Annotated in this window: 28 protein-coding genes and 1 CRISPR repeat array; of the genes, 11 read left to right on the top strand and 17 right to left on the bottom strand. The window is 40.6% G+C overall.

Annotation, left to right across the window (positions count from 1 at the left end; translation table 11 throughout):
* Positions 1-14 precede the first annotated feature (14 nt).
* The 4 genes from MKY18_RS04250 to MKY18_RS04235 all read right to left on the bottom strand — a co-directional run bounded on the left by MKY18_RS04250 (position 15) and on the right by MKY18_RS04235 (position 4,210).
* A complete protein-coding gene (locus MKY18_RS04250) occupies positions 15-896 on the bottom strand; it encodes a DUF6602 domain-containing protein (RefSeq protein ID WP_065097451.1) in 882 nt (293 codons plus the stop codon).
* A gap of 216 nt (positions 897-1,112) precedes the next feature.
* Positions 1,113-1,403 carry a dipeptidyl aminopeptidase gene (locus MKY18_RS04245; RefSeq protein ID WP_342497747.1) on the bottom strand — a complete coding sequence of 97 codons (291 nt, stop codon included), beginning with the start codon at positions 1,401-1,403 and terminating at the stop codon, positions 1,113-1,115.
* Positions 1,404-2,760: 1,357 nt separating this feature from the next.
* Positions 2,761-3,257: a CRISPR direct-repeat array (repeat unit 32 nt; unit sequence ATTTCAATCCACGCACTCATGTAGAGTGCGAC).
* A gap of 181 nt (positions 3,258-3,438) precedes the next feature.
* The gene (gene rsoA, locus MKY18_RS04240) at positions 3,439-3,660 is read right to left on the bottom strand and encodes a sigma-O factor regulator RsoA (RefSeq protein WP_268455031.1); all 222 of its coding nucleotides are present in this window, start codon (positions 3,658-3,660) and stop codon (positions 3,439-3,441) included.
* Positions 3,608-4,210 (bottom strand): sigma-70 family RNA polymerase sigma factor, encoded by a 603-nt coding sequence (locus tag MKY18_RS04235; RefSeq protein ID WP_268455033.1) that lies wholly within the window; start codon positions 4,208-4,210, stop codon positions 3,608-3,610. The genes rsoA and MKY18_RS04235 overlap by 53 nt, the downstream gene beginning before the upstream one ends.
* A gap of 166 nt (positions 4,211-4,376) precedes the next feature.
* Here MKY18_RS04235 and MKY18_RS04230 point away from each other — a divergent pair, with 166 nt between their 5' ends.
* The 3 genes from MKY18_RS04230 to MKY18_RS04220 all read left to right on the top strand — a co-directional run bounded on the left by MKY18_RS04230 (position 4,377) and on the right by MKY18_RS04220 (position 6,289).
* On the top strand, positions 4,377-4,541 hold the full coding sequence (locus tag MKY18_RS04230; protein WP_073204399.1) for a YvrJ family protein: 165 nt from the start codon (positions 4,377-4,379) through the stop codon (positions 4,539-4,541).
* A 94-nt stretch (positions 4,542-4,635) separates the two neighbouring features.
* Positions 4,636-5,799 (top strand): oxalate decarboxylase family bicupin, encoded by a 1,164-nt coding sequence (locus tag MKY18_RS04225; RefSeq protein ID WP_034664992.1) that lies wholly within the window; start codon positions 4,636-4,638, stop codon positions 5,797-5,799.
* A gap of 67 nt (positions 5,800-5,866) precedes the next feature.
* Positions 5,867-6,289: a regulatory YrvL family protein gene (locus MKY18_RS04220; RefSeq protein WP_106036214.1), complete on the top strand. Its 423-nt coding sequence runs from the start codon at positions 5,867-5,869 to the stop codon at positions 6,287-6,289.
* Between the two features lie 4 nt (positions 6,290-6,293).
* Here the strand turns inward: MKY18_RS04220 and MKY18_RS04215 are convergent, their stop codons facing one another.
* Positions 6,294-6,761 carry a DinB family protein gene (locus tag MKY18_RS04215; RefSeq protein WP_106030249.1) on the bottom strand — a complete coding sequence of 156 codons (468 nt, stop codon included), beginning with the start codon at positions 6,759-6,761 and terminating at the stop codon, positions 6,294-6,296.
* A gap of 206 nt (positions 6,762-6,967) precedes the next feature.
* Between MKY18_RS04215 and MKY18_RS04210 the strand changes: the two genes are divergently transcribed.
* Positions 6,968-8,101 (top strand): NAD(P)/FAD-dependent oxidoreductase, encoded by a 1,134-nt coding sequence (locus MKY18_RS04210; RefSeq protein WP_283924250.1) that lies wholly within the window; start codon positions 6,968-6,970, stop codon positions 8,099-8,101.
* Between the two features lie 22 nt (positions 8,102-8,123).
* Here MKY18_RS04210 and MKY18_RS04205 read toward each other — a convergent pair whose 3' ends face one another.
* The 3 genes from MKY18_RS04205 to MKY18_RS04195 form a co-directional block, all read right to left on the bottom strand.
* Positions 8,124-10,715: a YfhO family protein gene (locus MKY18_RS04205; protein WP_265209148.1), complete on the bottom strand. Its 2,592-nt coding sequence runs from the start codon at positions 10,713-10,715 to the stop codon at positions 8,124-8,126.
* 87 nt (positions 10,716-10,802) lie between these two features.
* Entirely contained in the window at positions 10,803-11,786 is a 984-nt protein-coding gene (locus tag MKY18_RS04200) for a glycosyltransferase family 2 protein (protein WP_003217835.1), read from the bottom strand.
* 289 nt (positions 11,787-12,075) lie between these two features.
* Complete coding sequence (locus MKY18_RS04195) at positions 12,076-12,348, bottom strand: YfhJ family protein (RefSeq protein ID WP_044139690.1); 273 nt, start codon at positions 12,346-12,348, stop codon at positions 12,076-12,078.
* Positions 12,349-12,464: 116 nt separating this feature from the next.
* On the opposite strand from MKY18_RS04195, the gene MKY18_RS04190 reads away from it, so the two are divergent.
* Both MKY18_RS04190 and MKY18_RS04185 read left to right on the top strand, forming a co-directional pair.
* Complete coding sequence (locus MKY18_RS04190) at positions 12,465-12,614, top strand: small, acid-soluble spore protein K (RefSeq protein WP_003217849.1); 150 nt, start codon at positions 12,465-12,467, stop codon at positions 12,612-12,614.
* 25 nt (positions 12,615-12,639) lie between these two features.
* On the top strand, positions 12,640-12,813 hold the full coding sequence (locus tag MKY18_RS04185) for a YpzG family protein (protein WP_003217811.1): 174 nt from the start codon (positions 12,640-12,642) through the stop codon (positions 12,811-12,813).
* Positions 12,814-12,973: 160 nt separating this feature from the next.
* On the opposite strand, the gene MKY18_RS04180 is transcribed toward MKY18_RS04185, so the two are convergent.
* Entirely contained in the window at positions 12,974-13,288 is a 315-nt protein-coding gene (locus MKY18_RS04180; RefSeq protein ID WP_106033150.1) for a YfhH family protein, read from the bottom strand.
* 3 nt (positions 13,289-13,291) lie between these two features.
* Positions 13,292-14,083: a recombination regulator RecX gene (gene recX / locus MKY18_RS04175; protein ID WP_185108445.1), complete on the bottom strand. Its 792-nt coding sequence runs from the start codon at positions 14,081-14,083 to the stop codon at positions 13,292-13,294.
* A gap of 94 nt (positions 14,084-14,177) precedes the next feature.
* Here recX and MKY18_RS04170 point away from each other — a divergent pair, with 94 nt between their 5' ends.
* From MKY18_RS04170 to MKY18_RS04160, 3 genes are all read left to right on the top strand, one after another.
* Positions 14,178-15,074, top strand: a complete 897-nt coding sequence (locus MKY18_RS04170; RefSeq protein ID WP_342497746.1) for a TIGR01777 family oxidoreductase — start codon at positions 14,178-14,180, stop codon at positions 15,072-15,074.
* A gap of 52 nt (positions 15,075-15,126) precedes the next feature.
* Positions 15,127-15,237 (top strand): YfhE family protein, encoded by a 111-nt coding sequence (locus MKY18_RS04165; RefSeq protein WP_017358836.1) that lies wholly within the window; start codon positions 15,127-15,129, stop codon positions 15,235-15,237.
* Between the two features lie 61 nt (positions 15,238-15,298).
* Complete coding sequence (locus MKY18_RS04160) at positions 15,299-15,454, top strand: YfhD family protein (RefSeq protein WP_012009317.1); 156 nt, start codon at positions 15,299-15,301, stop codon at positions 15,452-15,454.
* A gap of 38 nt (positions 15,455-15,492) precedes the next feature.
* Here the strand turns inward: MKY18_RS04160 and MKY18_RS04155 are convergent, their stop codons facing one another.
* Positions 15,493-16,080, bottom strand: coding sequence for a nitroreductase (locus MKY18_RS04155; protein ID WP_185108759.1), 588 nt, complete (start codon positions 16,078-16,080; stop codon positions 15,493-15,495).
* Positions 16,081-16,354: 274 nt separating this feature from the next.
* Between MKY18_RS04155 and MKY18_RS04150 the strand changes: the two genes are divergently transcribed.
* Positions 16,355-17,611 (top strand): transcriptional regulator, encoded by a 1,257-nt coding sequence (locus MKY18_RS04150; RefSeq protein WP_065097460.1) that lies wholly within the window; start codon positions 16,355-16,357, stop codon positions 17,609-17,611.
* A gap of 36 nt (positions 17,612-17,647) precedes the next feature.
* On the opposite strand, the gene MKY18_RS04145 is transcribed toward MKY18_RS04150, so the two are convergent.
* The 3 genes from MKY18_RS04145 to mprF form a co-directional block, all read right to left on the bottom strand.
* Positions 17,648-18,115 (bottom strand): DUF393 domain-containing protein, encoded by a 468-nt coding sequence (locus MKY18_RS04145; protein ID WP_003217856.1) that lies wholly within the window; start codon positions 18,113-18,115, stop codon positions 17,648-17,650.
* A 336-nt stretch (positions 18,116-18,451) separates the two neighbouring features.
* Positions 18,452-19,000 carry a thioredoxin family protein gene (locus MKY18_RS04140; RefSeq protein WP_003217810.1) on the bottom strand — a complete coding sequence of 183 codons (549 nt, stop codon included), beginning with the start codon at positions 18,998-19,000 and terminating at the stop codon, positions 18,452-18,454.
* 97 nt (positions 19,001-19,097) lie between these two features.
* Positions 19,098-21,668, bottom strand: coding sequence for a bifunctional lysylphosphatidylglycerol flippase/synthetase MprF (mprF, locus tag MKY18_RS04135; RefSeq protein WP_044139697.1), 2,571 nt, complete (start codon positions 21,666-21,668; stop codon positions 19,098-19,100).
* A gap of 168 nt (positions 21,669-21,836) precedes the next feature.
* Between mprF and MKY18_RS04130 the strand changes: the two genes are divergently transcribed.
* Positions 21,837-22,316 (top strand): MarR family transcriptional regulator, encoded by a 480-nt coding sequence (locus MKY18_RS04130; RefSeq protein ID WP_008341672.1) that lies wholly within the window; start codon positions 21,837-21,839, stop codon positions 22,314-22,316.
* Positions 22,317-22,338: 22 nt separating this feature from the next.
* Here MKY18_RS04130 and MKY18_RS04125 read toward each other — a convergent pair whose 3' ends face one another.
* From MKY18_RS04125 to MKY18_RS04115, 3 genes are read right to left on the bottom strand one after another with little or no spacing between them, the layout of a single operon-like run.
* A complete protein-coding gene (locus MKY18_RS04125; RefSeq protein ID WP_106067550.1) occupies positions 22,339-22,623 on the bottom strand; it encodes a hypothetical protein in 285 nt (94 codons plus the stop codon).
* A gap of 12 nt (positions 22,624-22,635) precedes the next feature.
* The gene (locus tag MKY18_RS04120; protein ID WP_044139700.1) at positions 22,636-23,163 is read right to left on the bottom strand and encodes a YfiT family bacillithiol transferase; all 528 of its coding nucleotides are present in this window, start codon (positions 23,161-23,163) and stop codon (positions 22,636-22,638) included.
* Positions 23,160-24,185, bottom strand: a complete 1,026-nt coding sequence (locus tag MKY18_RS04115; RefSeq protein WP_106067552.1) for a zinc-binding alcohol dehydrogenase family protein — start codon at positions 24,183-24,185, stop codon at positions 23,160-23,162. The genes MKY18_RS04120 and MKY18_RS04115 overlap by 4 nt, the downstream gene beginning before the upstream one ends.
* Positions 24,186-24,283: the final 98 nt, after the last annotated feature.

The raw sequence follows: 24,283 nt of genomic DNA, 5'->3' as shown, positions 1-24,283 counted from the left end.
TCGCTCTCCTTTCTTCACTTTGGTATCTGTTTCTGAAACAGCTTGGCATATGCATAGTGAGGGAAAAACATGGGATTGTTAATGAGCATCAGCAATTGATTTAATTGGAAGTTTAGCGTTAACAGCTCATTGTGATCAATACGTAATTCACTGAGTTTGTTCGAAATCACTTTGTCTTTACTATCATCTTCATTATTTTCTTTCTTTTCTTCATCCTCTTGTTCCTTAGATCTTTCTGGATCATAACAATTTAATTCATTAGCCCACCATCCTAGGTGTTCACCTTCATTAGGAGCTCTTAAATGAAATACACTCTTTTGTTTCATAAGTATAAAGTCAAATGCTTTGTCTAATTTTTCAAACATCCCTGAAGATGAGTTTGCTGTTTGCCTTTTTAAATTACTTGCTAAAATTAAAATAGGACGTGTTCGTTTCTGTGTATCATTTTCAACCATGACAACCCCTTGGGCGGCCATCCTAGCTATTCCTTTTGTTTTCGGTACTAATTTTTTTATATTGTCAGACCAAACTTTTAAATTATCAACATCGAAATTTGAACTTTTACATTCTATAGCAACCGCAACCGCCTCAATCGGTATAAACTTCAACGAATTGTGTTGGAACACATATGGCGTATACTGCTCATCAAATACGGCAATATCGACTTCGTTAGAATGATTTCCATCTGAGTCAATAATGATGACACCTTGTGCTAATGAATATTTTTTAGGAATGATTTTCCGAAAAAGCTCCAGCCACATCACTTCTCTAGAATCCCCTGTCAGTCCGCCATGGTTAGAAGCAAAGTCCACTTCTTCTGATATCATGCTGTTTAATCTTTGATAATTCTCTAAGATCAGCTGCTCAACTTTACCGGTTCGCTCCGTTTCACCCAAACCAATTCCTCCTTCATCATTCATTACGAATGGATAAAATTTGAATCTAAATAACTACTTTTCATTTCGACTTATTTTGAGATTTTTTAAGGTTTATTTAGGAAAAAAAAGAAGAAAAAAACATGACTGCAAAAAGTCATGTTTTCACTATACAAATGAACAGTATATTTTGATGGCTTTTGTATCTGAAAGAGGATGTTGTAAGAAGATGGTCTTTTAGGTGGCATACCCGTTTAAGACACAATCATTTAAAATCGCGCACTCAGGTAGAGTGCGACAGCGAGTACAATACATAAACTTATTTACAACGTGAATTTCAATCCACGCACTCAGGTAGAGTGCGACCAGATAAAAACGCTCAAGTAAACCTTGAATTGTGATTTCAATCCACGCACTCATGTAGAGTGCGACATAATGAATTGAGGGCATTTCCTCATATTCTATTATTTCAATCCACGCACTCATATAGAGTGCGACATCTTTATCCTCCGCACTTGCAACTGCCATAATAATTTCAATCCACGCACTCATATAGAGTGCGACTGCGATTTCCGCCCTAATTGTAACATTTTTTAGGGAATGATAGGCAAAATCCTCAAATTTCGATATAGAATTTTGATTTCCCCTTCATAAAATATACATTTTTTCTCATTTTTGTCGAATAAAAAGGTGCGAATGCCTCGGGGATTTTATGTTCACCTCACATTCGCACCAAGTTTTTAATTCATTGACTTTATTAACTAAAATGACTACTCTTCTCCCAATCTTTGAGGAAAAGTAAATTTTAATCAGTATAGTTACTACACTAATTATTTCCGATCAAACATACATGCTTTAACTTTAACTATGTTTTCTCTTACCTAAAATCAAGAATGGCTAAGCACTCATGTAGAGTGCGACCGAAGAACACTACAAAAAATACCCAACACCACAGAATTTCAATCCACGCATTCATATAGAGTGCGACGGTTTCATTGTTAGAAAGATTTTTGAAGGAACAAATTTCAATCCACGCACCCATATAGAGTGCGACCACGATTTCCGCCCTAATTATAACATTTTTAGGAAATTATAGTAAAAATCCACAAATTTTAATATAAGATTTTGTTTTCCCCTTCATAAAATATACATTTTTTCTCATTTTTGTCGAATGAAAAGGTGCGAATGTCCCGGGGATTTTATGTTCACCTCACATCCGCACCAAATTTTTCTTAATCCTATTTAATTAAAAACTATTGCTTAAAGGTAGTTATTTCGTTATTTCATCAACAGCTTTGAATTCATTTAAAAACATGACTAATGTCAACATTTTTTTCAATCTACCTCAATCCATACACTCATGTAAAGTGCGACACATAGAAGCACCTGAGCATGGTCAAACAATCATTATTTAAATTCACGCACTCATTCATATAGAGTGCGATGCTCAAGTGACGACTGAAGAGGAGTGAGCGAAGCATTTCAATTCACACACTCATGTAGAGTGCGACTGTTACTGCAGTATTCCATGTTGGAAAAATGGGTAATTTCAATCCACGCACTCTTGTAGAGTGCGACTGCGATCTCCGCCCAAATTGTAACATTTTTTAGGAAATAATAGTCGAAATCCACAAATTTCAATATAGGATTTTGTTTTCTCCTTCATCAGATATACATTTTTTCTCATTTTTGTCGAATAAAAAGGTGCGAATGTCTCGGGAATTTTATGTTCACCTCACATTCGCACCGAATATTTCTTAATTCTATTTAAATAAAAACTATTGCTCTTGAAAACATACTTATTTCACTGTTTCATCAACAGCTTTGAATTTATTTAAAAATATGGACTACTGAGCCAGTCCGGGGGTTACTTGGTCTATGATGCTGCCCAATCCATGCACTCTTGTAGAGTACGACGACTATGACAGCCTATATGAAAGTAAAGCGTCAATATTTCAATCCACGCACTCTTGTAGAGTACGACAAGGACATTGATTCATATGAGTTTATGGAGCCGGCATTTCAATCCACGCACTCATGTAGAGTGCGACTACATTCGCATATTTGACAGGCACAAGAATAGGAATTTCAATCCACGCACTCATGTAGAGTGCGACTTCTATTCCGTATTCATCACCATGATCCTCAATATTTCAATCCACGCACTCATGTAGAGTGCGACAAAACGCTTTTCCACCTACATCAGTAGATCGGATGATTTCAATCCACGCACTCATGTAGAGTGCGACGGCAACAACGTTGATACTAATAGTAAAGTTGCTAACATTTCAATCCACGCACTCATGTAGAGTGCGACCAGATTGAGAAAAACGGTAAAGCGATTGATCCAATTTCAATCCACGCACTCATGTAGAGTGCGACTGCGATTTCTGCCCTAATTGTAACATTTTTTAGGAAATGATAGGCAAAATCCACAACTTTCAATAAAGAATTTTGTTTTCCCCTTCATAAAATATACATTTTTTCTCATTTTTGTCGAATAAAAAGGTGCGAATGCCACGGGGATTTTATGTTCACCTCACATTCGCACCATCAACTTCTCTTACAACTTCGTCATATATTCCACAATAAACTCCCAAAAGCCAGGTCCCTCTTGGTAAATCAGCCGGTCTACTTTTTCGATGAGTTTGATATAGAGTTCTTGTTCGAGGTCTTCTCTTTCTTGATATGCCGTGTTTTGTAGTTTCTTTTTGATCATGGGTGTGAAGGTTTCAATGAGTTCTTCCATTTGTCCATTGGTCATTTTTTCTTCGTTCACGGACATCTCCCCCTGTTTCTTCTTTTAGTTTGTTGAGCGCTTTTTTGTGGATGTTTGAGATGTTTTGTCTCGTTTCGCCCAGCCGATCGGCTATTTCTTTCATAGTTTGACCTTCAACATAAATATGGGTTAAGACCATCTTTTGTTTGTCTGTGAGTTGCTGGTAGGCCTTGTACATTGTTTTGTCTTGCAGGTGCTCCCCTAAGTCTTGCTGGTTGAAGAGCACAGCTTCATACGTATCTGTTTGAACAGGATCTTTCACTTCTTGCGTATCAGGATGATCGAGTATGAGCGGAAAACGCTGCTGCTTTTTTTTGACTCGTTTATCAAAGTCGACTGAAAAGATGCGGATCATTGTGGAAATATACTTGATGATGCGGATTTTTTGATAAAACTGCTTGAATTCGGAATCTAGTTTTTTCGCATTTTCTTCATTTGGCTCTTCCATGACTTGCCTAAGCAGCTGCTGGTTTTTAGGGTTGCTTAAAAATTGCTGAATGAGCGGGTGATCAACGATTTCATTCCATTTTGCTTTCAATAACAGCCGATAATCCATGTGCATCCTCCCCTTTGTTCTCTCTACTTGCATTAAGTGGACAAAAGTTAAAAAAAGTAAACTTTGTGAAACGGGTCTAATGGTTCATTTTCTCCCCCTTTGATTTCCTATTTCTTCTTTCATACCACTTATAAAGAAGACGAGCATCCGCTGGGAGGTGAGACAAATGGAGACCTTTTTTTCGGAGGAATGGCTGAAACAGCTCGGTCAGGCTGGCTTTCCTGCCATTTTGACGGTTTATTTGCTGACACGCTTTGAACGAAAGTTTGATGAATTAAGCAAGCTCATCCAACGATTAGTCGCTGCTCAAAAAAATGATGAATCAGATTGACATCTGCTTGATTGGTTTCACCTTATGAAAACGAGGGCGAAATGAAAGGCCTTTTGTCACCTCACACCATACGATGTTGAAAGGGGATTTTATCATGAGTGAAAAGCAAAATGGGGTACCACAGCCGATTCGAGGAGAAAAAGGAGCAACGGTCAAAATTCCACGTAATCTCGAGCGAGACAGACAAAACCCAGATATGCTCACGCCACCAGAAACCGATCATGGAACGGTTCCCAACATGAAATATTCTTTTTCTGATACGCACAACCGTTTAGAAAAAGGCGGCTATGCCCGCGAGGTAACGGTGCGTGAACTGCCAATTTCTAAAAGTCTTGCCTCTGTGAACATGCGGCTAAAGCCTGGTGCGATTCGCGAGCTGCACTGGCATAAGGAAGCGGAATGGGCGTACATGATTTATGGGGAAGCCCGAATTACATCGGTTGATGCAGAGGGGCGCAATTTTACAGAGGATGTGACAGAGGGTGATTTGTGGTACTTCCCTTCAGGCTTGCCGCATTCTATTCAAGCACTTGAACCGGGAGCTGAATTCTTGCTTGTGTTTGATGATGGTTCCTTCTCTGAAAATAGTACGTTCCAAGTGACTGATTGGCTTGCCCATACGCCGGAGGAAGTTGTGCTCCAAAACTTTGGAATGACAAAGGAGCAATTTGAGAAACTGCCAGAGAAAGAGAAGTATATTTTCCAAAAAGGAATTCCTGGTTCACTTGAGTGTGACAAGGTGAAAACAGAGCAAGGGGAAGTCCCGAATTCCTTTAAATATGAGCTGTTAAAACAAGAGCCGATTACGTCAAGCGGTGGACAAGTGTGGATTGCGGATTCTACCAATTTCAAAGCTTCTAAAACGATTGCCTCTGCTCTTGTGAAAGTTGATCCAGGTGCCATTCGTGAGCTGCATTGGCATCCAAATACGGATGAATGGCAATATTTCATATCTGGAAAGGCACGAATGACGGTATTTGCTTCTGATGGACATGCGAGAACCTTTAACTATCAGGCGGGAGACGTTGGCTATGTGCCATTTGCGATGGGGCATTATGTAGAAAATACAGGCGACGAACCGCTTTATTTCTTAGAAATCTTCAAGAGCGACCATTATGCAGATATCTCGCTCAATCAGTGGCTTGCGGTCACACCGAAACAGCTTGTTCTTGATCATTTAGATCAAGGCGAAGACTTCTTGAAATTGCTTGACACTGAAAAACACCCTGTCATCGCTGCACCTAAAAAAGAGGATTAATTCAACCTTCCTGCAAAAAGGCTGTCCTTTTTGCAGGTATCTTCATGAAAAGGAGTGTTGTTTACCCATGCAGCAATCTGTTCACGCTTTTTGGCAAGGGCTGAAATGGCTCATGGCGGCGTCGGCTGTCTGTTACATATTTTTGTTGTTTTGTGTGCTGTTCTTTCATTTGACGGGTGCTTTTTATCAATCGATTTTATCGCTGCTACTGTTTATGGGCATCTATGTTGTACTCGGGATCTCTTTTGAACATCTGGAACACGTGCTCATGCGGTTTGTTCGAAAATGCCGGTCCAAAAAACGATCCATCGTTTTCTATGCCATCTTATTTCACCTTTTGTTTATTTGGGGTGCTGTCTATTTATCAGACGAATTGGTTGACGGCATTTTACTGTCTACTTCTGAAGAAATTCTCTTTTCGCTTAGTCTTTGGCTATTTCATTTTTTGTTTGATTATGCGACGTTTCCATTTGATAAGGAAGCTTCGTGAGGCGCTATCGTCTTTCTGTAGAGAGCGCTTGTTTGACCTGCTCCATATGATGAAGATCATGCTTAATTAAACCTTGAAAATAACTTGATAACGTCAGCTCGGTTTGACCGATCAAAAAGGTTGTAGTCCAGCGAGATGCTTCGATTTTCTTCATTTCTTGAAGCAATTCTGTTCTGACAGCAATAAATCGCCCGATCGTCTCGCTTCTCTTTTCGTGTCTTGCCCTTTCGGCTGACTGCCGGTTCATTTCATGCACATCAGGTGCCTTACATAACGCCCGATCTTTCCAAAATTCCTTTAGGCGATCGTGTAAAATAAATTCATCCCACGGAACAAAATGTGCGATGATCTCAGCAATACTCCACTTCCCATCAGCAATGGCGCGGCGCCATTCTTCGTCTGTTACATCCGCTAGTGACAGTACCCATTCAAGGGTGTGTTCGTAGTGTTTTATCACGGTGTCTTTGTTCATGTTTTGTTATCCCCTTCATGTTTTTAAAAGAAGTTGATTAGAAATTGGTTAGTTTCATTCTTGCGAAATCATTTATAACATATTATCATATACTTTAATTACCAAATGAAAAGGGGGAATTGTGATACGCTGTCCTATATGAAAAAGCTTATTTTTTTGCACTAAAATAAACCGACTGGTCTGTTTATAAAAGAGGAGGGGAAATAATGAAATCTCAAAATGTGATCATTATCGGCAGTGGTGTAGCAGGATTGGCTACTTCTTTATTTTTAAAAAAGGCTGGAATGGAAAGTACGATTTATGAAAGCAGGTCAGATGAAGAATTAGAAACAGGAGCAGGTTTTTTACTGTCTCCGAATGGGGTAAAGATTTTGGATGAAATCGGGTGTAAAAATGAAGTGATAGCAAATGCAACAGTGATAAAGAAGATCCAGCAAATAAACAGTGAAAATGAAGTAGAAGCGATCTTTCACAATTATAGTGAAAAATATTATGATGCCCCTTTACTGAACGTCATGAGAGACCAAATCATCAAATCACTTTTAAAAGAAGTTCACCGTCAAGGAATAGAAGTGAAATACAACAAAAAGTTAACCTCGATCAAACAGCAGCCTCATTCCGTTCAGGTTCTTTTTGAAGATGAAACTGAGATAACAGGTGATATTGTAATAGGAGCAGATGGAACTTTTTCGAAAACAAGAGAGGCTGTTGCGTTTAATGCTAAATTAGACTATAGCGGTTTTTGGGGACTTCAAGGAGTATCGTTTGTGAAGGATTTTGTATTGGATGAGGCAACAAGTTATTTTTACAATGACGGAAACTTTCAATTCATTTTTGGAAAAGCGCATCCAACAAATAAAATGAATATTTTATGGCAAGCTTTCTCTCAGTGTCCTGAGAAGTTACCTACAAAACATTTTGAGAAAGCCAATAAAGAAACCATCAGACAGTTATTATATAAACAAATGGAACATTGGAACATTCCTAAACACCTTTCTGACATCATCGATCATACAGACATGTTCTTTCCAAGAAGTATCTATGAAATAAAGGATCTTCCTGTGTGGTCAAAAGGACGAGTTGTTCTTATAGGTGATGCTGTACATACAGCAAATCCTTTTGTTGGTCAAGGAGCATCGTATAGTCTAGAAGATGCCATGGTCATAGCAAAGATGCTAAGAGATCATGATTATCGAGATGCGTTCTATTATTATGAAAAGGATCGAAGAAAGAGGACAGAAGAATTGAATGCGCTATTTCAGCACATGGGTATTCAGAATGATATTGATAAAAAAATGAACGAATACAATATTGAATGGGATGAAGAAACATACGTATGAGATGAAAAATAAAAAACACCACTTATGATGAAAAGTGGTGTTTCTTGTGTTTTCTCCGTGCATATAGGATCGCACCAATCAAACTGACGAGTGAAATCAATGCAAGAATTCTGATATAAGGCGGATAGTAGGTTAGCACAATCTCGTTTTTCCCTTTTTCTATTGGAAAGCCAATAAAAGTGTAGTTGGCTTTTTCAATATCGGTTTTGTGTCCGTTCACCGTGAGCTCCCAGCCTTTTTCATATGGAACAGGCAGAATCATGTAGTCATCACTGCGCTTGTTATCATATGAAATCGAAAAGCGGTTGTTTTTAAGCTTTACTTGCTGGCTGCCATCATCCTGTTTTTCTTTTTCATATGCTTTCTCTAGGACGCGGTAAGGTTCTTGATACAGCTTCAGTTGATTGAGCTCGTATGTCCCTTTTGGTACTCGAATGGAGAGGATCTTTTCCGCTGGGACCCGAATCGTCACTTCATTGACACCTGTTTTGTAGATGGATGTATTGCTTTTTCGTGATGTGACATAGTCGTCAACGGATAACTGAAATCCTTCGTTACGGTCGGTGCGCTTCACATAAAAGCTCACATACACATCCCCCACGCGAGCGATGTCATCTGGCAGTGTGATATTCAGACCGCCCATTTCTCCGTATACATCAAGCACGCCATGTTCGTATACAGCTTGTTCCGTATGAATATTCGTATCTTTGACTCGATCTGCTGCGCGCTCGATTTCAGCGTTTCCTTTTTTGTCTAAAATGACGCCTTGCAGCATCGCATGCTCTTTATCAAGTGCTGAGGCATCCTTTAAGGATTGTTCTGAATAAACGGTGCTCGTTGTTCTTGCAAATGGCAGTGACCGCGTATTTTCATATACCTCATAATGCTCACTTTTCAAGATTGGCTTAAAATAAGCTGGCGGTGAGTAAGACATCGTGTTGTCTCTCATATAATACTTTCCGTAGGTCAGGCTGTATAAATTCGCCCTGTCCCCCATTGTTGCATACCGGCTGACACTTTCCCGTCCCATATCGATTTGCAGGTCATTCCAATAGAAATTGAGCAAATGCTGATTCAATATACTTGAATACACACTCATGCCTTGAAAGCCTTCAAATAATGGGGTATTGTTTCGCACGCCATTCATCCAATCAATCCGGGCGAGCGGATCTTTTGAGCGGCTTTGAATTTGCTGGATCAGCTTCATTTGTTCATGGCCAGCATATGCCTCACTATTCAGATACGTATCTGATACGCTCTTAATATTGCTTCTTTCAGATAAGTATCCCTGCTGATACACGCCTGCTGTCAGTAGGCTAATGGCAATAAGCACAGCTGAAAAGAGACGAAGGTGCTGGCGTTTTTCCGCATGCATCCATAGGAAGAACAAGCTAATCACAAACAATCCTATGCCTGTAAACACAACGACATCCATGTTTCCCTTTGCTCGTTCTGAAAGGACGATAGCGAGAAGGAATACAATCCAAGCACCTAAGACCGCACGCTTTTTCCACTTCCACTCGATTTGTGAGAAATGCTTGATCGTGATGGCAACGACCGCTCCAACTGTAAAGGCAAGAATGTATTCAAACCTGTACTGCGGTGCTGAAAAACCATTAAACACACTCGCCATCTTTGGGCTAAAGTGAAAAACAATGAGCAACATACTGATGGAGGTGAACATGAAAAACCATCTGTTCCGGTAAAGCGGTACGAGAAACAGACAAATCAGAAAAATCACAGGTAATAAATACACCCTGCTCGTAAACAGCAGATGATCATGCAGCTCGAACCAAGGAATGGCCTGTTCATACGGCGGTCTTATATTGTTAAGAAAGCCATAAACAGACGGGATAAAAAAGGCGGCACTGATCCCAAAGGATAACAGCGTAGAGATCGCAAGCGTCCAGAACACTTTCCACCCGCGCTCCTCACTTCGTAGCTTGATCATATATCTGAAGACAAGATATATCGCTAAAAAGATAAAGTGAATATAAGCAAAGTAAAAGTTGTTGATGAGCATCAGGCTGCACGCCAAAATAAACCAAGCCGGCTTACCCGTTTTGAATATCCGTTCAACCCCAAGTACAAGCAGCGGAAGCCACATCATGCTGTCGGTGAAAAATTCCCAAAACGTTTGATGCCGGAAATACACAATAGATAGTCCATAAATTGCGGCACCTGTCAGGGCACCCAGTCTATTTTGAACCATTGAGAGAAGCACACGGTAAGCAATGAATAGAATGAGCGTCAGCTTAATCACGCTCAGCCAAATCACAGCATTTGCCCAGAAATGAATGTCCGTTGATTGTATGAGGTGAAGCGCATTCATCAGCCAGACGACAGCGACTGTCACCATAAAGACCGTCGACGTTGTGAAATAATACCCTAATTGCGTGTATGTACCGCCGCCTAGACCGAATTGATAGGAATAAAAGAAATTCCCTTTGACATATTCGTCGTAAAGCAGCTTTTTAAATGGGAGCATTTGCGAGATGCCATCCCCATCTCCTGTCATGTACCGGCCTTGCGTATATTCATATAAGAAAAAGGAGTGGCCTAATAATGCAAGAATGAGGCACATTCCAATGATTATCCATCTACGTTTCATCATCTAAATCCTTTCCACAAAAGATCCATTGTTCTTTGAAACAAAACAACCCAGCAAGCGATTCGTGCTTGCCGGTTATTTGACTCCACGTTATTTAAATAACTGTGTTAACACTCGGTCTTGTTCCTTTGAGCTTGTCTCTTGTTGCATGACATTTGATTCTTGGATCAAATAATGTGGCCTCTTTTTCGTTTCATAATAAATGCGGCCAATATATTCTCCAATCACACCTAGACTCAAAAGCTGGACACCTCCGAGGAAAAGCACAGCCGATATTAAAGTGAAATAACCAGGTACCATCACGCCCGTTCTGACGATTTGAATAAAGGTGGCCACGATGTAAATCAAAGAGAGGAATAAGATCAGTATGCCAGTATAAAAACAAATACGCAGCGGGCGGTTGTTAAAAGAAATGACGCCATCTATGCCGTAGTTAAACAACTTCTTTAATGACCATTTTGTATCACCATGCTGTCTTTCTACATTTTCATAATAGATGACCTTTTCTTCAAACCCAATCCAGCAAAAAAGCCCTTTTGAAAAACGATTTCCTTCTTTTAGCTGAAGCAATGCATCGATTGCTTGGCGCGAAATCAAACGGAAATCTCCGACGCCATCACGCAAGTCCACTTCGACTACCTTGTTCATCACTTTATAGTACATGGATGATAAGTAAGAGCGAAGCTTGCTGTCTCCTTTACGGTTCCGTTTGGCAATGACTTGATGGTAGCCTTCTTCATATCCTCTGACGAAGTCCTGAATCAAATACGTTGGGTGCTGCAGGTCGGCGTCCATGATGATCGCAGCTACTCCCTTCGCATATTCAAGTCCTGCAAGTATAGCGGCTTCCTTCCCAAAGTTACGTGAGAAGGAAATGTATTTGACCTTTGCACTTTTGCGAGAGAGCTCTCTCATGTATTGAAGTGTATTATCTTTGCTTCCATCATTCACAAAAATGATTTCAAAGTCATAATGAAAATCGCGAAACTCTTCCTCGAGTGCCTCAAAGATTCGTCTGATGTTTTCACCTTCATTGTAAGAAGGAATTATAACAGAGAGCAATTCTCGTTCCATATCGCACCTTCTCTTCACTTTTTTCACATAGTCTGATATGTTCATTATTCCTTTTTTGTCAGGAAACGAAACCCTTTTTTATTATCCATAAATTACATGTCTCTTTAATCGTTCTATTATATCAGAGTTTTATTTCCAGTGATTTTCAGTAAGATGAATTTAATGTAATTTTAAGTTTAACCATTGTAAAAAGCCTGTAATTTCGATCACAGACTGGGTATTGTCTCTTAAAATTGTTTACTCATTTATATATTTTCCTATTTCTTGAAAAAGATGAGGGGCACTTTTTTTAATGAAGCAGCCCTTTATTCTGCCCTTGTAGATGCTCGTTTGCCTTCGATTGTTTATTTTGGAATAAATGCAGCTGCGCACCGTAGCTCTCAATCCACTCTTGGACAATCCGTTCAGTTGTTTCCTGTCCTTTATACTTGTAGCCAGCCTTTGCATAGGTTGTTTCAAAATCACTCCAAAGCAGCTCTACCCATGTACGTGCTTCGTCATATGTCAGCATATTGTTTTTTTCCATGAGTTGTTCTGTTAGTCGCTCAAAGTATTGTTCCATGTCGGTTCCTCCTTCATCTAGCAGAAAGTGCCTTTTTAAAAAAACCTCTTTTTTCATATACTACCCTTACGTCTTCAAAAGACGCAAATGATTTGTATTGTTTGGAGGGAATCGATATGCGTAATAAAGCAAAAGGTTTTCCAAATCAAGTGAATCACAAATTTGAAGGCGAGCCAGGCGCCACAGATGCTTATGCGTCTAAAAGGCCGAATGGTGAGACGAATACACGTCCGCAGGAACGTATGAGGGCATCAGGAAAACGCTAATTTTTCCAAAGGGAGTGCTTGAGATATGAGTTCAAATGGGAAATCGTATATGGAAGACTTTGTTCAATTAAGGACAACCGCTTACCCTCAACCATGGGCGAATGCAAAGCATTCTGCCTCTCAGGTCAACGGAGAAACGCAGCAAACGCAGCACGACATCGTACTTCAGAACAACGTCCGTAAACAACGTTCGAAGTAAAGAAAAGGACTGATCTCTAGGATCAGTCCTTTGTCTTCTTTTCAGCGTGATAGAAAACCTTTGCAGCCCTAGGAAGGACGAGTACTGGAGCGAATTTGACATTCGTGAGCACCAGCACGCAGGACTAGCGCCGAATGCGATGGTTTGCCTACACGCTGGATCAGTCCTTTTTCGTAAGCATTGAAATTGGCAGTGCATCTTCTTTATTTGGAGCTGATACTCTGTGTCCCCACGCAAATACACCATTTAAATATTCCACGTAAAACTCTTCGTCTGTATCTTTGATTTGATAAGTCGTTTTCGTTTGAATCAAGGCTGGATCTAATAAGTAGGCTTTGGCCATATCGATTTTCCGTTCTAAGACGGCATATTCATTCACAATGCCAAGCTGCTCAGCCTTTCGTGCTTTTTCAGAAAGAGAGGCAATCTCCTGCTTCAATTCGTATTCCGTCATCTCACTATAACGTTTGTCCATCTGTCATTCCCCTTTGTCTAAAACGTGATCAATTGTGTCGAGATCAAAGCCTTTTCTGAATAAAAATTGCTTCACCTTCATCTTTTTTTCAAATGACCCGTCATATCCTACCTTGCGTTTTGCCTTCTCCAGCATATAGAGGAGGGCTTCTTCTTCCTTTTCCTCTTCTTGTCCATCATAGGCTTCTTGAAGGGCTTTATCAATGATCCCAAACGCAAATCCCTTTCGCTGCAGCTGCAGCTTGATGCGCTGCTCGATCTCTTTTGCGGAACGATTTTTTTCTTTTCTCACAAGCTTCTGAACCTGCTTCACAGCTTCCTCCAGCTGTAAGTCATCAGGATATTGCGATAGTGCTTGTTCAATGTTGTCATCATCTATTCCTTTGAGCTTTAGCTCTTTTTTCAGGACGGACGGCCCTTTGCTGTTCGTTTTACGGTGGGTGCTTACATAGGCTTCCGCAAATTCAAGATCATTTACATACTTGTAATGCTTTAATTTGTGTATAATTTCACTAATAGCAGGTGCCGGGATTTCTTTTTTCGTCAAATAATCGGTTACTTCTTTCACCGATCTCATTCGGTAGGATAAATAATCGACGGCCTGTTGAAATCCTTTTTTCACAGCATCACCGAATTGAATGTCGATGACATCTGCTTCGTCCAGCTCTTTCCCTTTTTTCAAATCGTGCTGGACGAGCACATCTAGATCAACGCTAAAGGCGTACTTTTCATCAAGAAAGATGTTCACCCGCTCTGTATTGTTTTTCTGAGCGGAGATTTTTGTAATATAGGGCATCCTGTGATCACTCCTTTTTTAAAACAGTCAGGATGTTTCTTCTGATTCAAAATCGTGAAAGATATAAGTATGTATATGAGAGGAGAGATGTCAATTGAATATCGCCATCACCGGAGGAACCGGTTTTATCGGCCAGCACGTCACTAAAGTGCTGGCTGCTGAAGGACATCATCTATATATTTTAACAAGAAATCCAAAGGAATCCGAACAAAATCATTTACACTATGTGCAGTGGCTGACAGAAGGTGCTGCGCCTGAGCATGAATTGCCTGCGATTGATGTCTGGATTAACCTTGCTGGAAAATCCATTTTCACCCGCTGGACAGACAAGGCAAAAGAAGGCATCCTCTCTAGCCGTATTCAATCCACACAAGAAGTGAGACGCATTATAGAAGCGCAGGAATCGAAACCATCTGTGCTCATTCAAGCAAGTGCTGTCGGAATTTATGGCACGTCTCTAACAGGAGATTTTACAGAGGAATCACCTTCTGCGGATACTGATTTCTTAAGTCATACATCAAAGCGTTGGGAAGCTGAGGGGCAAAAAATTGAAGCACTCGGCATTCGTACGGTCTACACACGCTTTGGCGTCGTATTAGGAGAAAAAGGTACACTGCCACTGATGACACTGCCATATAAACTATTTGCCGGCGGAACGATTGGCTCCGGCTCGCAATGGGTTTCATGGGTTCATGTCGAAGACGTGGCACATCTCATGGCTTATGCAATACACAATGACGACATCTCAGGTCCACTCAATGTCACATCACCGAATCCTGTTCAAATGAAGCAGCTCGGACAAACGATTGCGTCTACCCTTCACCGCCCCCACTGGCTAAAGGTCCCGTCCTTTGTCATTCAAACGGCACTTGGCGAAATGTCATTACTTGTTTTAGAAGGACAGCGTGCGCTGCCGAAAAAGGCTTTGCTTTCTTCTTATGACTTTTTGCATCCTGAATTAAAAGAAGCGATTTTACATTCAGAGGAATAATTTTTGTCAAAAACACCCATCCTAATAGAAATGAGATGAGGGGGCGATTTTGATGAAGAAAAAAGAACACCAGCCAACTTCAAAGCTGAAGAAAACCCAGGAAGTCCTGTATCAGCAGGAATTCAAAAAAGCGGAAAGAGCAGCAGAAAAAAGAAACAAATAAGATGGATATTCCACTCCAACAAGCACATAACTAAAGTGATCTTGTAAAGGAGGGAAAGGTTTTGAAAAAAGACCAACACCAAAAAACCAACCACGAGCTTGCAGCACAAGAGTCGGATGGCGAATATGTTGAATTTTCCAAAGAACTTGCAGATCCGAATGACGTAAAAGCAATGGCACGTATGAAAGCAGCCGACCAGCGCGCCAAAAAACAATAAGTCAAAAAGCAGACCTTATTCAGCGGTCTGCTTTTCTTTTATTTGATTTCAGTAAGAAGACTTGATGCTTTCTGACGTGATTTTTCCTCAGGCACCTCTTCTGGATAACCAATATGAAGGATGGCAGCAAACCGCTCGTTTTCCTTTAGACCCATGTCCTGTTGAAAGCCTTTGTCGTATAAGATGCGGCCGCTCTTCCAGACCATACCGATTCCTTGATCCCAAGCAAGCAGCTGGAAGTTTTGAATGAGTGCGCTCACAGCGGCAAAATCATCATTTCTCACGACTGGATTCTCGTCTTCCTTTAACACTACAAGTAAAAGGGCTGGGACTTTTGAAAAGTAATCTCTATATTGATTGATCTTTTCTTCCTTTGCATCTGGATTGTTGCGCTTGAAGAACGCAATGAAGCGATCAATAAATGTCGCTTTCGCTTCATCCGTCACCGCATATAGAAAGCGCCAAGGCTCCGTAATTTTATGATTCGGTGCATAGACCGCATCCTCTAATAACGGCTGAAGCTGCTCAATGGCCACCGGCGTTTCTTTAAATTTTCGAATGGATCGTCTATATCTGACAGCGTCTCGTACCGTTAACGCTTCTGTTTGTTGTTTGATTTCTGGCATATGTGTCATCCTTTCAATCAATCTTAATTGAAATTGATTCTCATTCACATTATAAACATCATTTCGAGCAGTTGCAAATGGTGTTTCCCATCCCGTCTGCTAAAAAGTTGTTTGAGTTTTTCAAGTAATGTTACAATCATATTACGTTTTAAACAAATTTTGATAAAAAAGCCAATATGATGAAATGATTTCAGGTATATTCCCATTTTGTCTGATTCGGTTATTTTGTCAAAAGGCTTTCAACCCATGATTGGAAGGGAGGCTTCTGGATGGAATGAAAATCAATATCGGGCAAATCATTAAGCTCTACCGTTATAAACAAAATATGACCCAATCTGAATTGGCAGAAGGAATTTGCTCTGTCTCTCATTTAAGTAAAATCGAAAATGGCTCAAAGGAGGCCAATCAAGATACGATCAATCTACTGCTTGAACGACTTGGCATCAGTCAAGAAACGCTGTCACAAAAGGCGCGTCATCTGCTGTCACTCTTGGATGAGTTTCAAATGAATATGTATTTCTATGCACTCGATCAAGCTGAACAAAATGCAGAAATGATCATTCAGCACGAGGAACAGTTCTTTTCGCTAGATTTAGGCATTCAGTATCATTTGTCCTTATTTCAATTTTATTTATTATCGGACAAGCAGCCGCTTGCCTTAAAAACACACCGCGTGCTTAAAAAGTTTGAAAAAACCTTTATTGAAACGGAAAAAGAAATATTTGAATATCTAGATGGCATTCATCTCATTAAAAATGGTCAGCTTGAAGAAGGCATAAAGAAACTTGAGAGTTGCTTTTCTTACGCGTCTGTTGAACAAAGTGACCTCTATTATCACTATGCAAAAGCACTTGGAAACATGGGACTTCTTGGCGATGCGCTTGAAGCAACCCATCAAGCCATGGATTTATATAGACAAAAGAACAATTTCAAGCGGATCATTCACTGCACACTCATTCATGGCGTGATCTCACTGGAACTAAAAGCCTTTCAAACAGCGAAGAAATATTTAAAAGAAGTAATTTTGCACACGTCCCTTTATCCTGATGCCTATATTAAAATGACCGCTTATTTTTATTACGGTGTGCTCTTAAAACGTGAAGGCGATTTCTCTTCAGCTGTGCCTTATTTACTAGATTCACTCAATTACTTTAATCAAGAACAGATAGAAGACCGTTACTGTGAAACACTGTATGAAATTGCAACATTATATGCTGAATATGACCGCAAAAAGGCACTTCCCTACATACATGAGCTGTTAAAACAGCCTCGTATTCAGCCAAACTGTTTATATATGATCAAAATCTATAAATTAATGATTGAGGAAAACCCTCTTGATTTGAAAACCTATTTGATCGAAGCAGCCCTTCCTTACTTTAAACAAAATGAGCTGCACAGTGAGTACTTGTTTGCTCTTAGAACCTTGCTTTCCTATGCGGCTTCTGAGCTTGACGAACATGCGTTTATGTCCTACACGAGAACGCTGCTCCATCATCTTGCATCATATGTCCCCTATTACAAAAAAGCATGACCTTCTGCCGATCGAAGGTCATGCTTTTCCTATTCATTAAATGGTCTTCTGTTGATCTGTATCAGGACGGGTGACTTGTTTGACTGAATGAACATACCGTTTTCTCGCAAAGTAATCGTACGCATGCTGACCAAAACCTAACCAAATGCTGAGCACGATGAATGGGATCGTTCCCCATAATGCAGGGATATTGCAAGCAATTTTCAGCCATGTATAGATCCCTGAGTTTTTTTGGTTTTTGGCTAAGGAAATTGACACGATTCGCTTTTCTGCCTTTTCTTCACTTATTTTGTTCAGTTTGAGCAGCTGCGAGTGTCTAAAGGATTCAAAATGAATACGGTTCTTCCAATCGAGAGCTTTCAACAAGTCCATCGCTTTTGCACATGAAGGACTTTGCCCGTCATAAAACACAAGCAGCCTAAGTGATTTGATGGAACGCTGTTCTCTTTTTTTCGATTCAGCGAGCTTCTTTTTTTCTTGATCGAGATAAATGATTTTTTTCATAGATTGATCGCCAGCCCTTTTCCGTCATTTGTTTTTTAGTTCGTTCAAAGGAGATTACAACTAGATTACTATAGTTGCTGGGCCTCTTGTATTGGGAAAAAGCAAACCAACGTGCGTTATATGAGCCTTTAGATAAGGGCAAAATTAAGGTTTTCATGGCACATATGAGGTTTTTCAACTAAAAATGGTTGGGAAAATCGTGATGCGTTGCGGTTTTCTGCGGTTTTTTGTAGAATTCTGCGGTTTTTCTACATCTTTATGCGGTGTTTTGTAGGTGAGACGCAAAAACAAGATAAAAAAAGACTACTTCCCGTTGCGGCGAAGTAGTCTTTTGGTTTATATTTTTTCCAAAACTTCTACTATTTCTTTCTCAATATCTTTCCATAAGTAACGATCTGTCGTATAGTGATGTGCGGCTTCTTTCGCAAATACTTGAAAAGCTTCCTCAAAATCAGGGGCATCCTTGTCGGGTTTTTTCTCATCAACAAATCGCTGTGCTTCTGTTGAACGTGGTCCCCATTTACCTACTTCATTCCCATCCTGATCAATGATCACGATAATCGGAATCGATCTTGCGGTCCCGTTCGTTAAATACTGATCCATCAGATCTAGATGCTCGTCCCGAATGAAATAGCGCGCATCAATGAGTGCTTCACTTGCAATACGCATGAAAATTGGTACATTGACCATCGCATCTCCGCACCAATCCGCTGTGATGACAAGCGCTCTGAGCTTTTTCTTTTGCAGCTTTTGAAGCAGCTCTTTTTCTTTTTGATGAATTGCGTACTGGTTGTACACCGTGAGTAGATTTTCTCGGTTTTTCTCCATGTTGTGTACATATGTACGTTCAGTTAATCCCTTTTTAAACCATTCATTTAATGTCATATTTACATCCCCCTTACTCTTCAACTTTACCACTTTTGCTATTCTTTTGTCTAAAAAAACCTTCACCTAATGAAAGGTAAAGGTTAAGGTTTTTGATCTATGGACGCCGGTTGCGATTTGGGTCCATCCCAATCAGCTTGGTGACAAGCACCATTGTGACAGGTAATGATGTATTCTTTTTATACGCTAAATATTTCCCGCGCCATTCAGGTTTATATTTCTGTTTAAACGACCGTAATCCGCTGAAGCTGTACATAAATCTGACGTTGTTGAAAATAACACTCGCCAAACGCTCCGTGAGGAAAGATTGATGAAATGTTCCTACATTTGATAAAGGCGCCATTCCCATGTTAAAGGATTTGTAGCCTTTTTCTTTCGCCCATTGAAAAAGGTGGATAAACAGCGCATCCATCATCCCGTTCGGTGCATCGTGCATATGACGCATTAGGTCGATGGAAATCTCCCCTTCTTGATACATCGGCATTAGTGATACAAAAGAAATGATCTCCCCTTGTTCATCCTTCAGAATCGCAATCGGTGCTTTTTGAAGATAATCTTCTTGAAAATAGCCGAGCGAAAACCCTTTTTCATTTTTCTTTCCGAGCCAGCTGTCAGAAATCCGTTTTAAAGTTGAGATAAGCTCACCTGAAAAAGGCGGTTCCAGCATTTCAAACGTATAGCCTTCTCGTTCAAACTTATTGGCCACAGCCCGTAAATTTGATTTTTTCTTACCGGAAAGAGAGAACGTTTCTAAATCGACCATGGCTTCTTCTCCAAGCTTAAAGAAATGAAAGCCTAAGTCATGGTAGAGCGCCATCCCTTCCCGTTCTACTTGATAAAAAGCAACGCGATAGCCTGCTTTTTCTGTCTGCTGTAGAAACTCTTCAAGTACAAGTGGATAGGATGATTTACGTCCAGATGGATCTCCAAGCACAATGACGCAGCGGCCAATGCGCCCAAATTGAAGCATCGCCTCTCCATCACTTGAGAAAAATAATTTTTTATCGCCTAAAAAGCCAAGATGACTGAGGGCATTTCCACCCTTTTCCTCTAAAAACGTTTTTAATTTTTCCTCATCTGCTATTTCTCCAATCGGAAATGCTCTTTTATTAAAAATCAATCTGCTAATGAAGAAAAAAAGCGGTACACCGATGAGCGCAATCATGCTTGTCATTGTGATATGCCGTTCATTATGCACCAGGTAATCCCTACTCAAGAAATGTCCAATTTTTGTCCAAATAAAGTTGCCGATGACATTATAGTTAAACAGCACGAGTAAATAACCAGCCGCAGCCGCCACAAACTGATACAAGGAATAAGGGGCCTGCTGCTTCACAAATTGATTTCGAAGAGAGAAAAATACAACCATGATGACTGGCAGAATAAAGATGAGACTCAGGTTAAATCCTTTTAACAAAGTAAACACAAAGCCGCCTGCTAGGGCGATCATCGTCAGCACATAGGATCTTTTCGTTCGTTTATACACTTCAATGGACAAAATCATCAGGATGATGCCGAACATTAAAGAAAGACCATTAAATCCTGATAATAGAAAGCGTGGAATGCTCGTAATCACGCCTAATCGATCGACAGGAAGCACAACAGACGCCATGATGAGCAAGCCGCTTCCGAAAGTTAAAATTGATACTGATCCGTACAATAAACGGATTAATAAAGCACGGTGCAACACAATTAAGACGTTTGTTGTTTCTACGGCAGGTGCCATTCTCGGATTGCCTTCAAGACGTCTAAGCGTCGTTCCCGTTAAATCGTAAGCAGCTAGACAAAGCCCAAGGATAAACGGGAAGATCGAGTACACGAAGCGGTACAAAACGAGCGCCGTCAGCACCATCTCTTTATCAAACCCAATGTACTGCATGCTCAGTAAAAAGATGAGGTCAAACGAACCAAATCCGCCCGGAACCATACTGATTAAACCGCCGATTGACGCAATCGCAAATACGCCTAATACAATCCGTACATCGACATTCATCCCCATAGAGACGACAGCCATGTACATGACGAGACCAGCTGCCAGCCATTCTAAAAACGATGCTCCGATATAAGCGTAAATCGGATGCTTCAGTCCGCTTTCACCGCTCTCAATCGAGCTTTTTCGTACGGATGCCATAATGATGTAAATAGGCACAATACAGGCAAAGATGATCACAAAGGCCCATAACCACGGCTCTTGGCTGATAATACTTTCAACAGGAAGCACCCTCACCAGGATCAGATCGCTGAAAATAGATAAGCCCAAAAGGACCGAGGAAGTCAAAAGGGCAATGCCTTTGAGCAGTTTTTTCGTATCGGTTATGTACTCCTTGTATAGAAGTGTTCTAAGCCCTGCTCCTGATAGACCGCCAAACCCAAGGACACTGTTAAAGGAGTTCGCAATCCAAGAAATGCGAATCGTTTTCCAGCCGCTGATGGGCATATTCAGGCTTTTTCGTAAAATAAAATCATATAAGGACATCGATAATACTGCGACAAGTCCAAGAAAAACAAGAATAAACAAGTCCATTCGATTCAAGCTGTCAATGATATAAAACGTTTTTTTAATGGAAAGGCCGCTCAGTTCCTTCTTGGCGACAAAAATTAAGACAAGGATAATCACGATCGGAAAAAGCATTTTTAAGATCGTCATACCCGTTTTTTTGTTCCACATGTTTTTCCCAACTTTCTAAGTTGCTTCATTTATTTCGACTGACCATTATTATACAACAAATACCACTTAATTCATGCAGTTTAACATTCAAAAGCTCGTCAAACCTTTCAATTAGAAGTAAAAATCAGTAATATAGAGAAAAGAGCCGCTTAAAGGAAGTGAACAAGCGTGGAATACAATATTCATGACACCACTGTATTAAAAGAAGAGATTCTATCTCCAGAGGAAAAAAAGACATGGGTGCTTTATATGAAAGTACTCACAGCTGCAGGTCTTGGAGATGTGTCAGAATGGATGAAGCTCGATATGAGTATGCCTCAAATGAAGGTACTCATGCTGCTCAATAACCATGGCTCTCTTAAAGTATCCGAAATTGCTGAAAAAATGGGGGCTTCTTTGTCCAATATGACAGGCTTGCTTGACCGTTTAGAACAGTCTAACTTTGTCGAGCGAAAGCATTCTGAGCGTGACCGGCGAATCATTGTCGTAGAACTGACAGAGGAAGCGAAAAATATTTTCAGAAGTATTTATCAAAAAGGACACGAAAAAATTAAAAATTCCCTGCAACGGCTCAATGACGAGGAAAAAGAAAAAGTCAATGAAGGGCTGGCTATTTTAGAAAAAGCACTGCGTCCTGAACGCGGCTAAACATGAAAAGGAAAAAAGACGGTCACTTGAGATCCGTCTTTTTTAGTTCTTCTTCTACTTGTTTATCTGAGAGGATGAAGGTTTTTTGAAGAACGACTCTGTCATCCCATAAAAGATAGGCTAAACCGATGATGAGAAAAATGATGCTGATCCACGTTCCGCCAGGCAGCAGTTGTTCAAGTTCCTCAAACGTTCTTTCTGAGCCTAAGCTGTTACTATAACGTATCTCGAAAAGCACATATTTCGCTACATAAAACAATGCCGCCATACAGATAAACATGGCGCCGACAATTCTTCTACCAGACATGTGTCTACTCCTTTAATTCCATTGATTTCTTTTGATTAATTCCGTGATATGGGCAAGATGATGCTTTGAGTGCCAGACATACATACCTGTTGCATCATATAAGGACACCGTTTGTTGATAGGCTGGGTGATAATAAGACGCAGTGAAGTCTTCCTCTGACATCCCTCGAAGTAATGTAACCCACCTGCGATGCAGACTGCTGATTAAGGGCAGCGATAGGCTGATGGGCGCTTTGCTATCTGGAAGCTCGGCGAATCCCGCCTGATCATATGGACGAATGTGCGGTATTTCTTCTGTGAGCGCAAGCTTGAATCGTAAGTATGCATTCAAATGGCTGTCTGCTACGTGATGAATGAGCTGACGGACGGTCCATCCTCCAGGCCGATAGGGTGTATCCAGCTGAGCATCTGTCAATTGATTGGTGACCGTTTCATATTCTTGAGGAATCGCAGCCAACTGATCAATCCATGCCACAAGCTGTTCTTTTGTTTTTTCTTCAGCCGGTTCATATAAGCCAATCGGATATTGTAATGACGTCATACACTCTCCCCTTTCTCAAATCCTTCTAGTACAAATTTGCCAATCATCTTTCCTTGCTCAAGTGTTTGATGTGCCTGCTTCAAATGAGCAGCATTAATCGGACTGAGAACCTTTGTTAATGTATGCGTCAATGTCCCCTGTTCAAATAACTCAGCCGCCTCTGTTAAAAGCTCATGCTGTTTGATCATGTCCGCTGTTTTGTACATAGGGCGTGTGAACATGAACTCCCATACAAATGCAGCACTTTTATTTTTGAGTAATTGAATGTCTAAGTTGTGCTGATTCTCGACAATGGTACAGATCGTGCCTTGCGGTTTTATGGCTTCTGCCATGCCTTTGAAGTGTCCGTCTGTATCATTTAGGCATAAAATGAAATCCACTTCGCCTATTTCTTTTTCCTGAAGCTGCGCAAGAAGCGGCTCATGATGATCAATGATATGATCAGCACCTAATGACAGACACCACTCTTTTGTTTCAGGTCTTGATGCGGTGGCGATCACAGTGACATTTGCTAATTTGGCTAGTTGGATGGCGATAGAACCTACTCCGCCTGCACCGCCGATGATGAGCAGTGTTGCCCCTTCTGCGTTTCGCTTCATATGCATTCGGTCAAATAACGCTTCATATGCCGTAATCGTCGTCAGAGGCATCGCAGCTGCTTCTGCAAAAGAAAGATTTGCAGGCTTTTTTGCCACAATCCGTTCATCCACAAGCTGATACTCACTATTTGAGCCTTGACGCGTGATATCTCCCGCATAGTACACGTGGTCACCCGGCTGAAATAATGTACACGCTTCGCCGACTTCAACAACCGTACCGCTTGCATCGTAGCCAAGAATTTTCAGTTTTTCTTCCTTCTGATCCTTCGGTGATCTCACCTTCGTATCAACTGGATTCACTGACACAGCCTCTACCTTCACCAGTATATCCTTGCCCGTTGCTTTAGGCTTTTCTACTTCCTGATCCATCAAGCTTTGCTCATGCTCGATCGGTAAGTACTCCAATAGTCCAACAGCTTTCACTCGTTCGCACTCCCTTTCTATATGCTTCTTTTCCACATTTTATCATAATTTTCTGATGTTTATGGATAGATCAAACGAGTGATTGCACATTAAGAACT

This window comes from Bacillus sp. FSL R7-0672, from assembly GCF_038601465.1.
In the GTDB taxonomy this organism is placed as follows: Bacteria; Bacillota; Bacilli; order Bacillales; family Bacillaceae; genus Bacillus; species Bacillus pumilus.
The sequence above is the reverse complement of the archived record's forward strand: the minus strand, read 5'-3'. Positions and strand labels throughout refer to the sequence as shown.

Excerpts from the sequence above, each read along its gene's own strand:
- MKY18_RS04245 (WP_342497747.1), bottom strand. The coding sequence starts at position 1,403 with ATGGCAGTTGCAAGTGCGGAGGATAAAGATGTCGCACTCTATATGAGT.
- rsoA (WP_268455031.1), bottom strand. The coding sequence starts at position 3,660 with ATGTCCGTGAACGAAGAAAAAATGACCAATGGACAAATGGAAGAACTC.
- MKY18_RS04235 (WP_268455033.1), bottom strand. The coding sequence starts at position 4,210 with ATGGATTATCGGCTGTTATTGAAAGCAAAATGGAATGAAATCGTTGAT.
- MKY18_RS04230 (WP_073204399.1), top strand. The coding sequence starts at position 4,377 with ATGGAGACCTTTTTTTCGGAGGAATGGCTGAAACAGCTCGGTCAGGCT.
- MKY18_RS04225 (WP_034664992.1), top strand. The coding sequence starts at position 4,636 with ATGAGTGAAAAGCAAAATGGGGTACCACAGCCGATTCGAGGAGAAAAA.
- MKY18_RS04220 (WP_106036214.1), top strand. The coding sequence starts at position 5,867 with ATGCAGCAATCTGTTCACGCTTTTTGGCAAGGGCTGAAATGGCTCATG.
- MKY18_RS04215 (WP_106030249.1), bottom strand. The coding sequence starts at position 6,761 with ATGAACAAAGACACCGTGATAAAACACTACGAACACACCCTTGAATGG.
- MKY18_RS04210 (WP_283924250.1), top strand. The coding sequence starts at position 6,968 with ATGAAATCTCAAAATGTGATCATTATCGGCAGTGGTGTAGCAGGATTG.
- MKY18_RS04205 (WP_265209148.1), bottom strand. The coding sequence starts at position 10,715 with ATGATGAAACGTAGATGGATAATCATTGGAATGTGCCTCATTCTTGCA.
- MKY18_RS04200 (WP_003217835.1), bottom strand. The coding sequence starts at position 11,786 with ATGGAACGAGAATTGCTCTCTGTTATAATTCCTTCTTACAATGAAGGT.
- MKY18_RS04195 (WP_044139690.1), bottom strand. The coding sequence starts at position 12,348 with ATGGAACAATACTTTGAGCGACTAACAGAACAACTCATGGAAAAAAAC.
- MKY18_RS04190 (WP_003217849.1), top strand. The coding sequence starts at position 12,465 with ATGCGTAATAAAGCAAAAGGTTTTCCAAATCAAGTGAATCACAAATTT.
- MKY18_RS04185 (WP_003217811.1), top strand. The coding sequence starts at position 12,640 with ATGAGTTCAAATGGGAAATCGTATATGGAAGACTTTGTTCAATTAAGG.
- MKY18_RS04180 (WP_106033150.1), bottom strand. The coding sequence starts at position 13,288 with ATGGACAAACGTTATAGTGAGATGACGGAATACGAATTGAAGCAGGAG.
- recX (WP_185108445.1), bottom strand. The coding sequence starts at position 14,083 with ATGCCCTATATTACAAAAATCTCCGCTCAGAAAAACAATACAGAGCGG.
- MKY18_RS04165 (WP_017358836.1), top strand. The coding sequence starts at position 15,127 with ATGAAGAAAAAAGAACACCAGCCAACTTCAAAGCTGAAGAAAACCCAG.
- MKY18_RS04155 (WP_185108759.1), bottom strand. The coding sequence starts at position 16,080 with ATGCCAGAAATCAAACAACAAACAGAAGCGTTAACGGTACGAGACGCT.
- MKY18_RS04150 (WP_065097460.1), top strand. The coding sequence starts at position 16,355 with ATGAAAATCAATATCGGGCAAATCATTAAGCTCTACCGTTATAAACAA.
- MKY18_RS04145 (WP_003217856.1), bottom strand. The coding sequence starts at position 18,115 with ATGAAAAAAATCATTTATCTCGATCAAGAAAAAAAGAAGCTCGCTGAA.
- MKY18_RS04140 (WP_003217810.1), bottom strand. The coding sequence starts at position 19,000 with ATGACATTAAATGAATGGTTTAAAAAGGGATTAACTGAACGTACATAT.
- mprF (WP_044139697.1), bottom strand. The coding sequence starts at position 21,668 with ATGTGGAACAAAAAAACGGGTATGACGATCTTAAAAATGCTTTTTCCG.
- MKY18_RS04125 (WP_106067550.1), bottom strand. The coding sequence starts at position 22,623 with ATGTCTGGTAGAAGAATTGTCGGCGCCATGTTTATCTGTATGGCGGCA.
- MKY18_RS04120 (WP_044139700.1), bottom strand. The coding sequence starts at position 23,163 with ATGACGTCATTACAATATCCGATTGGCTTATATGAACCGGCTGAAGAA.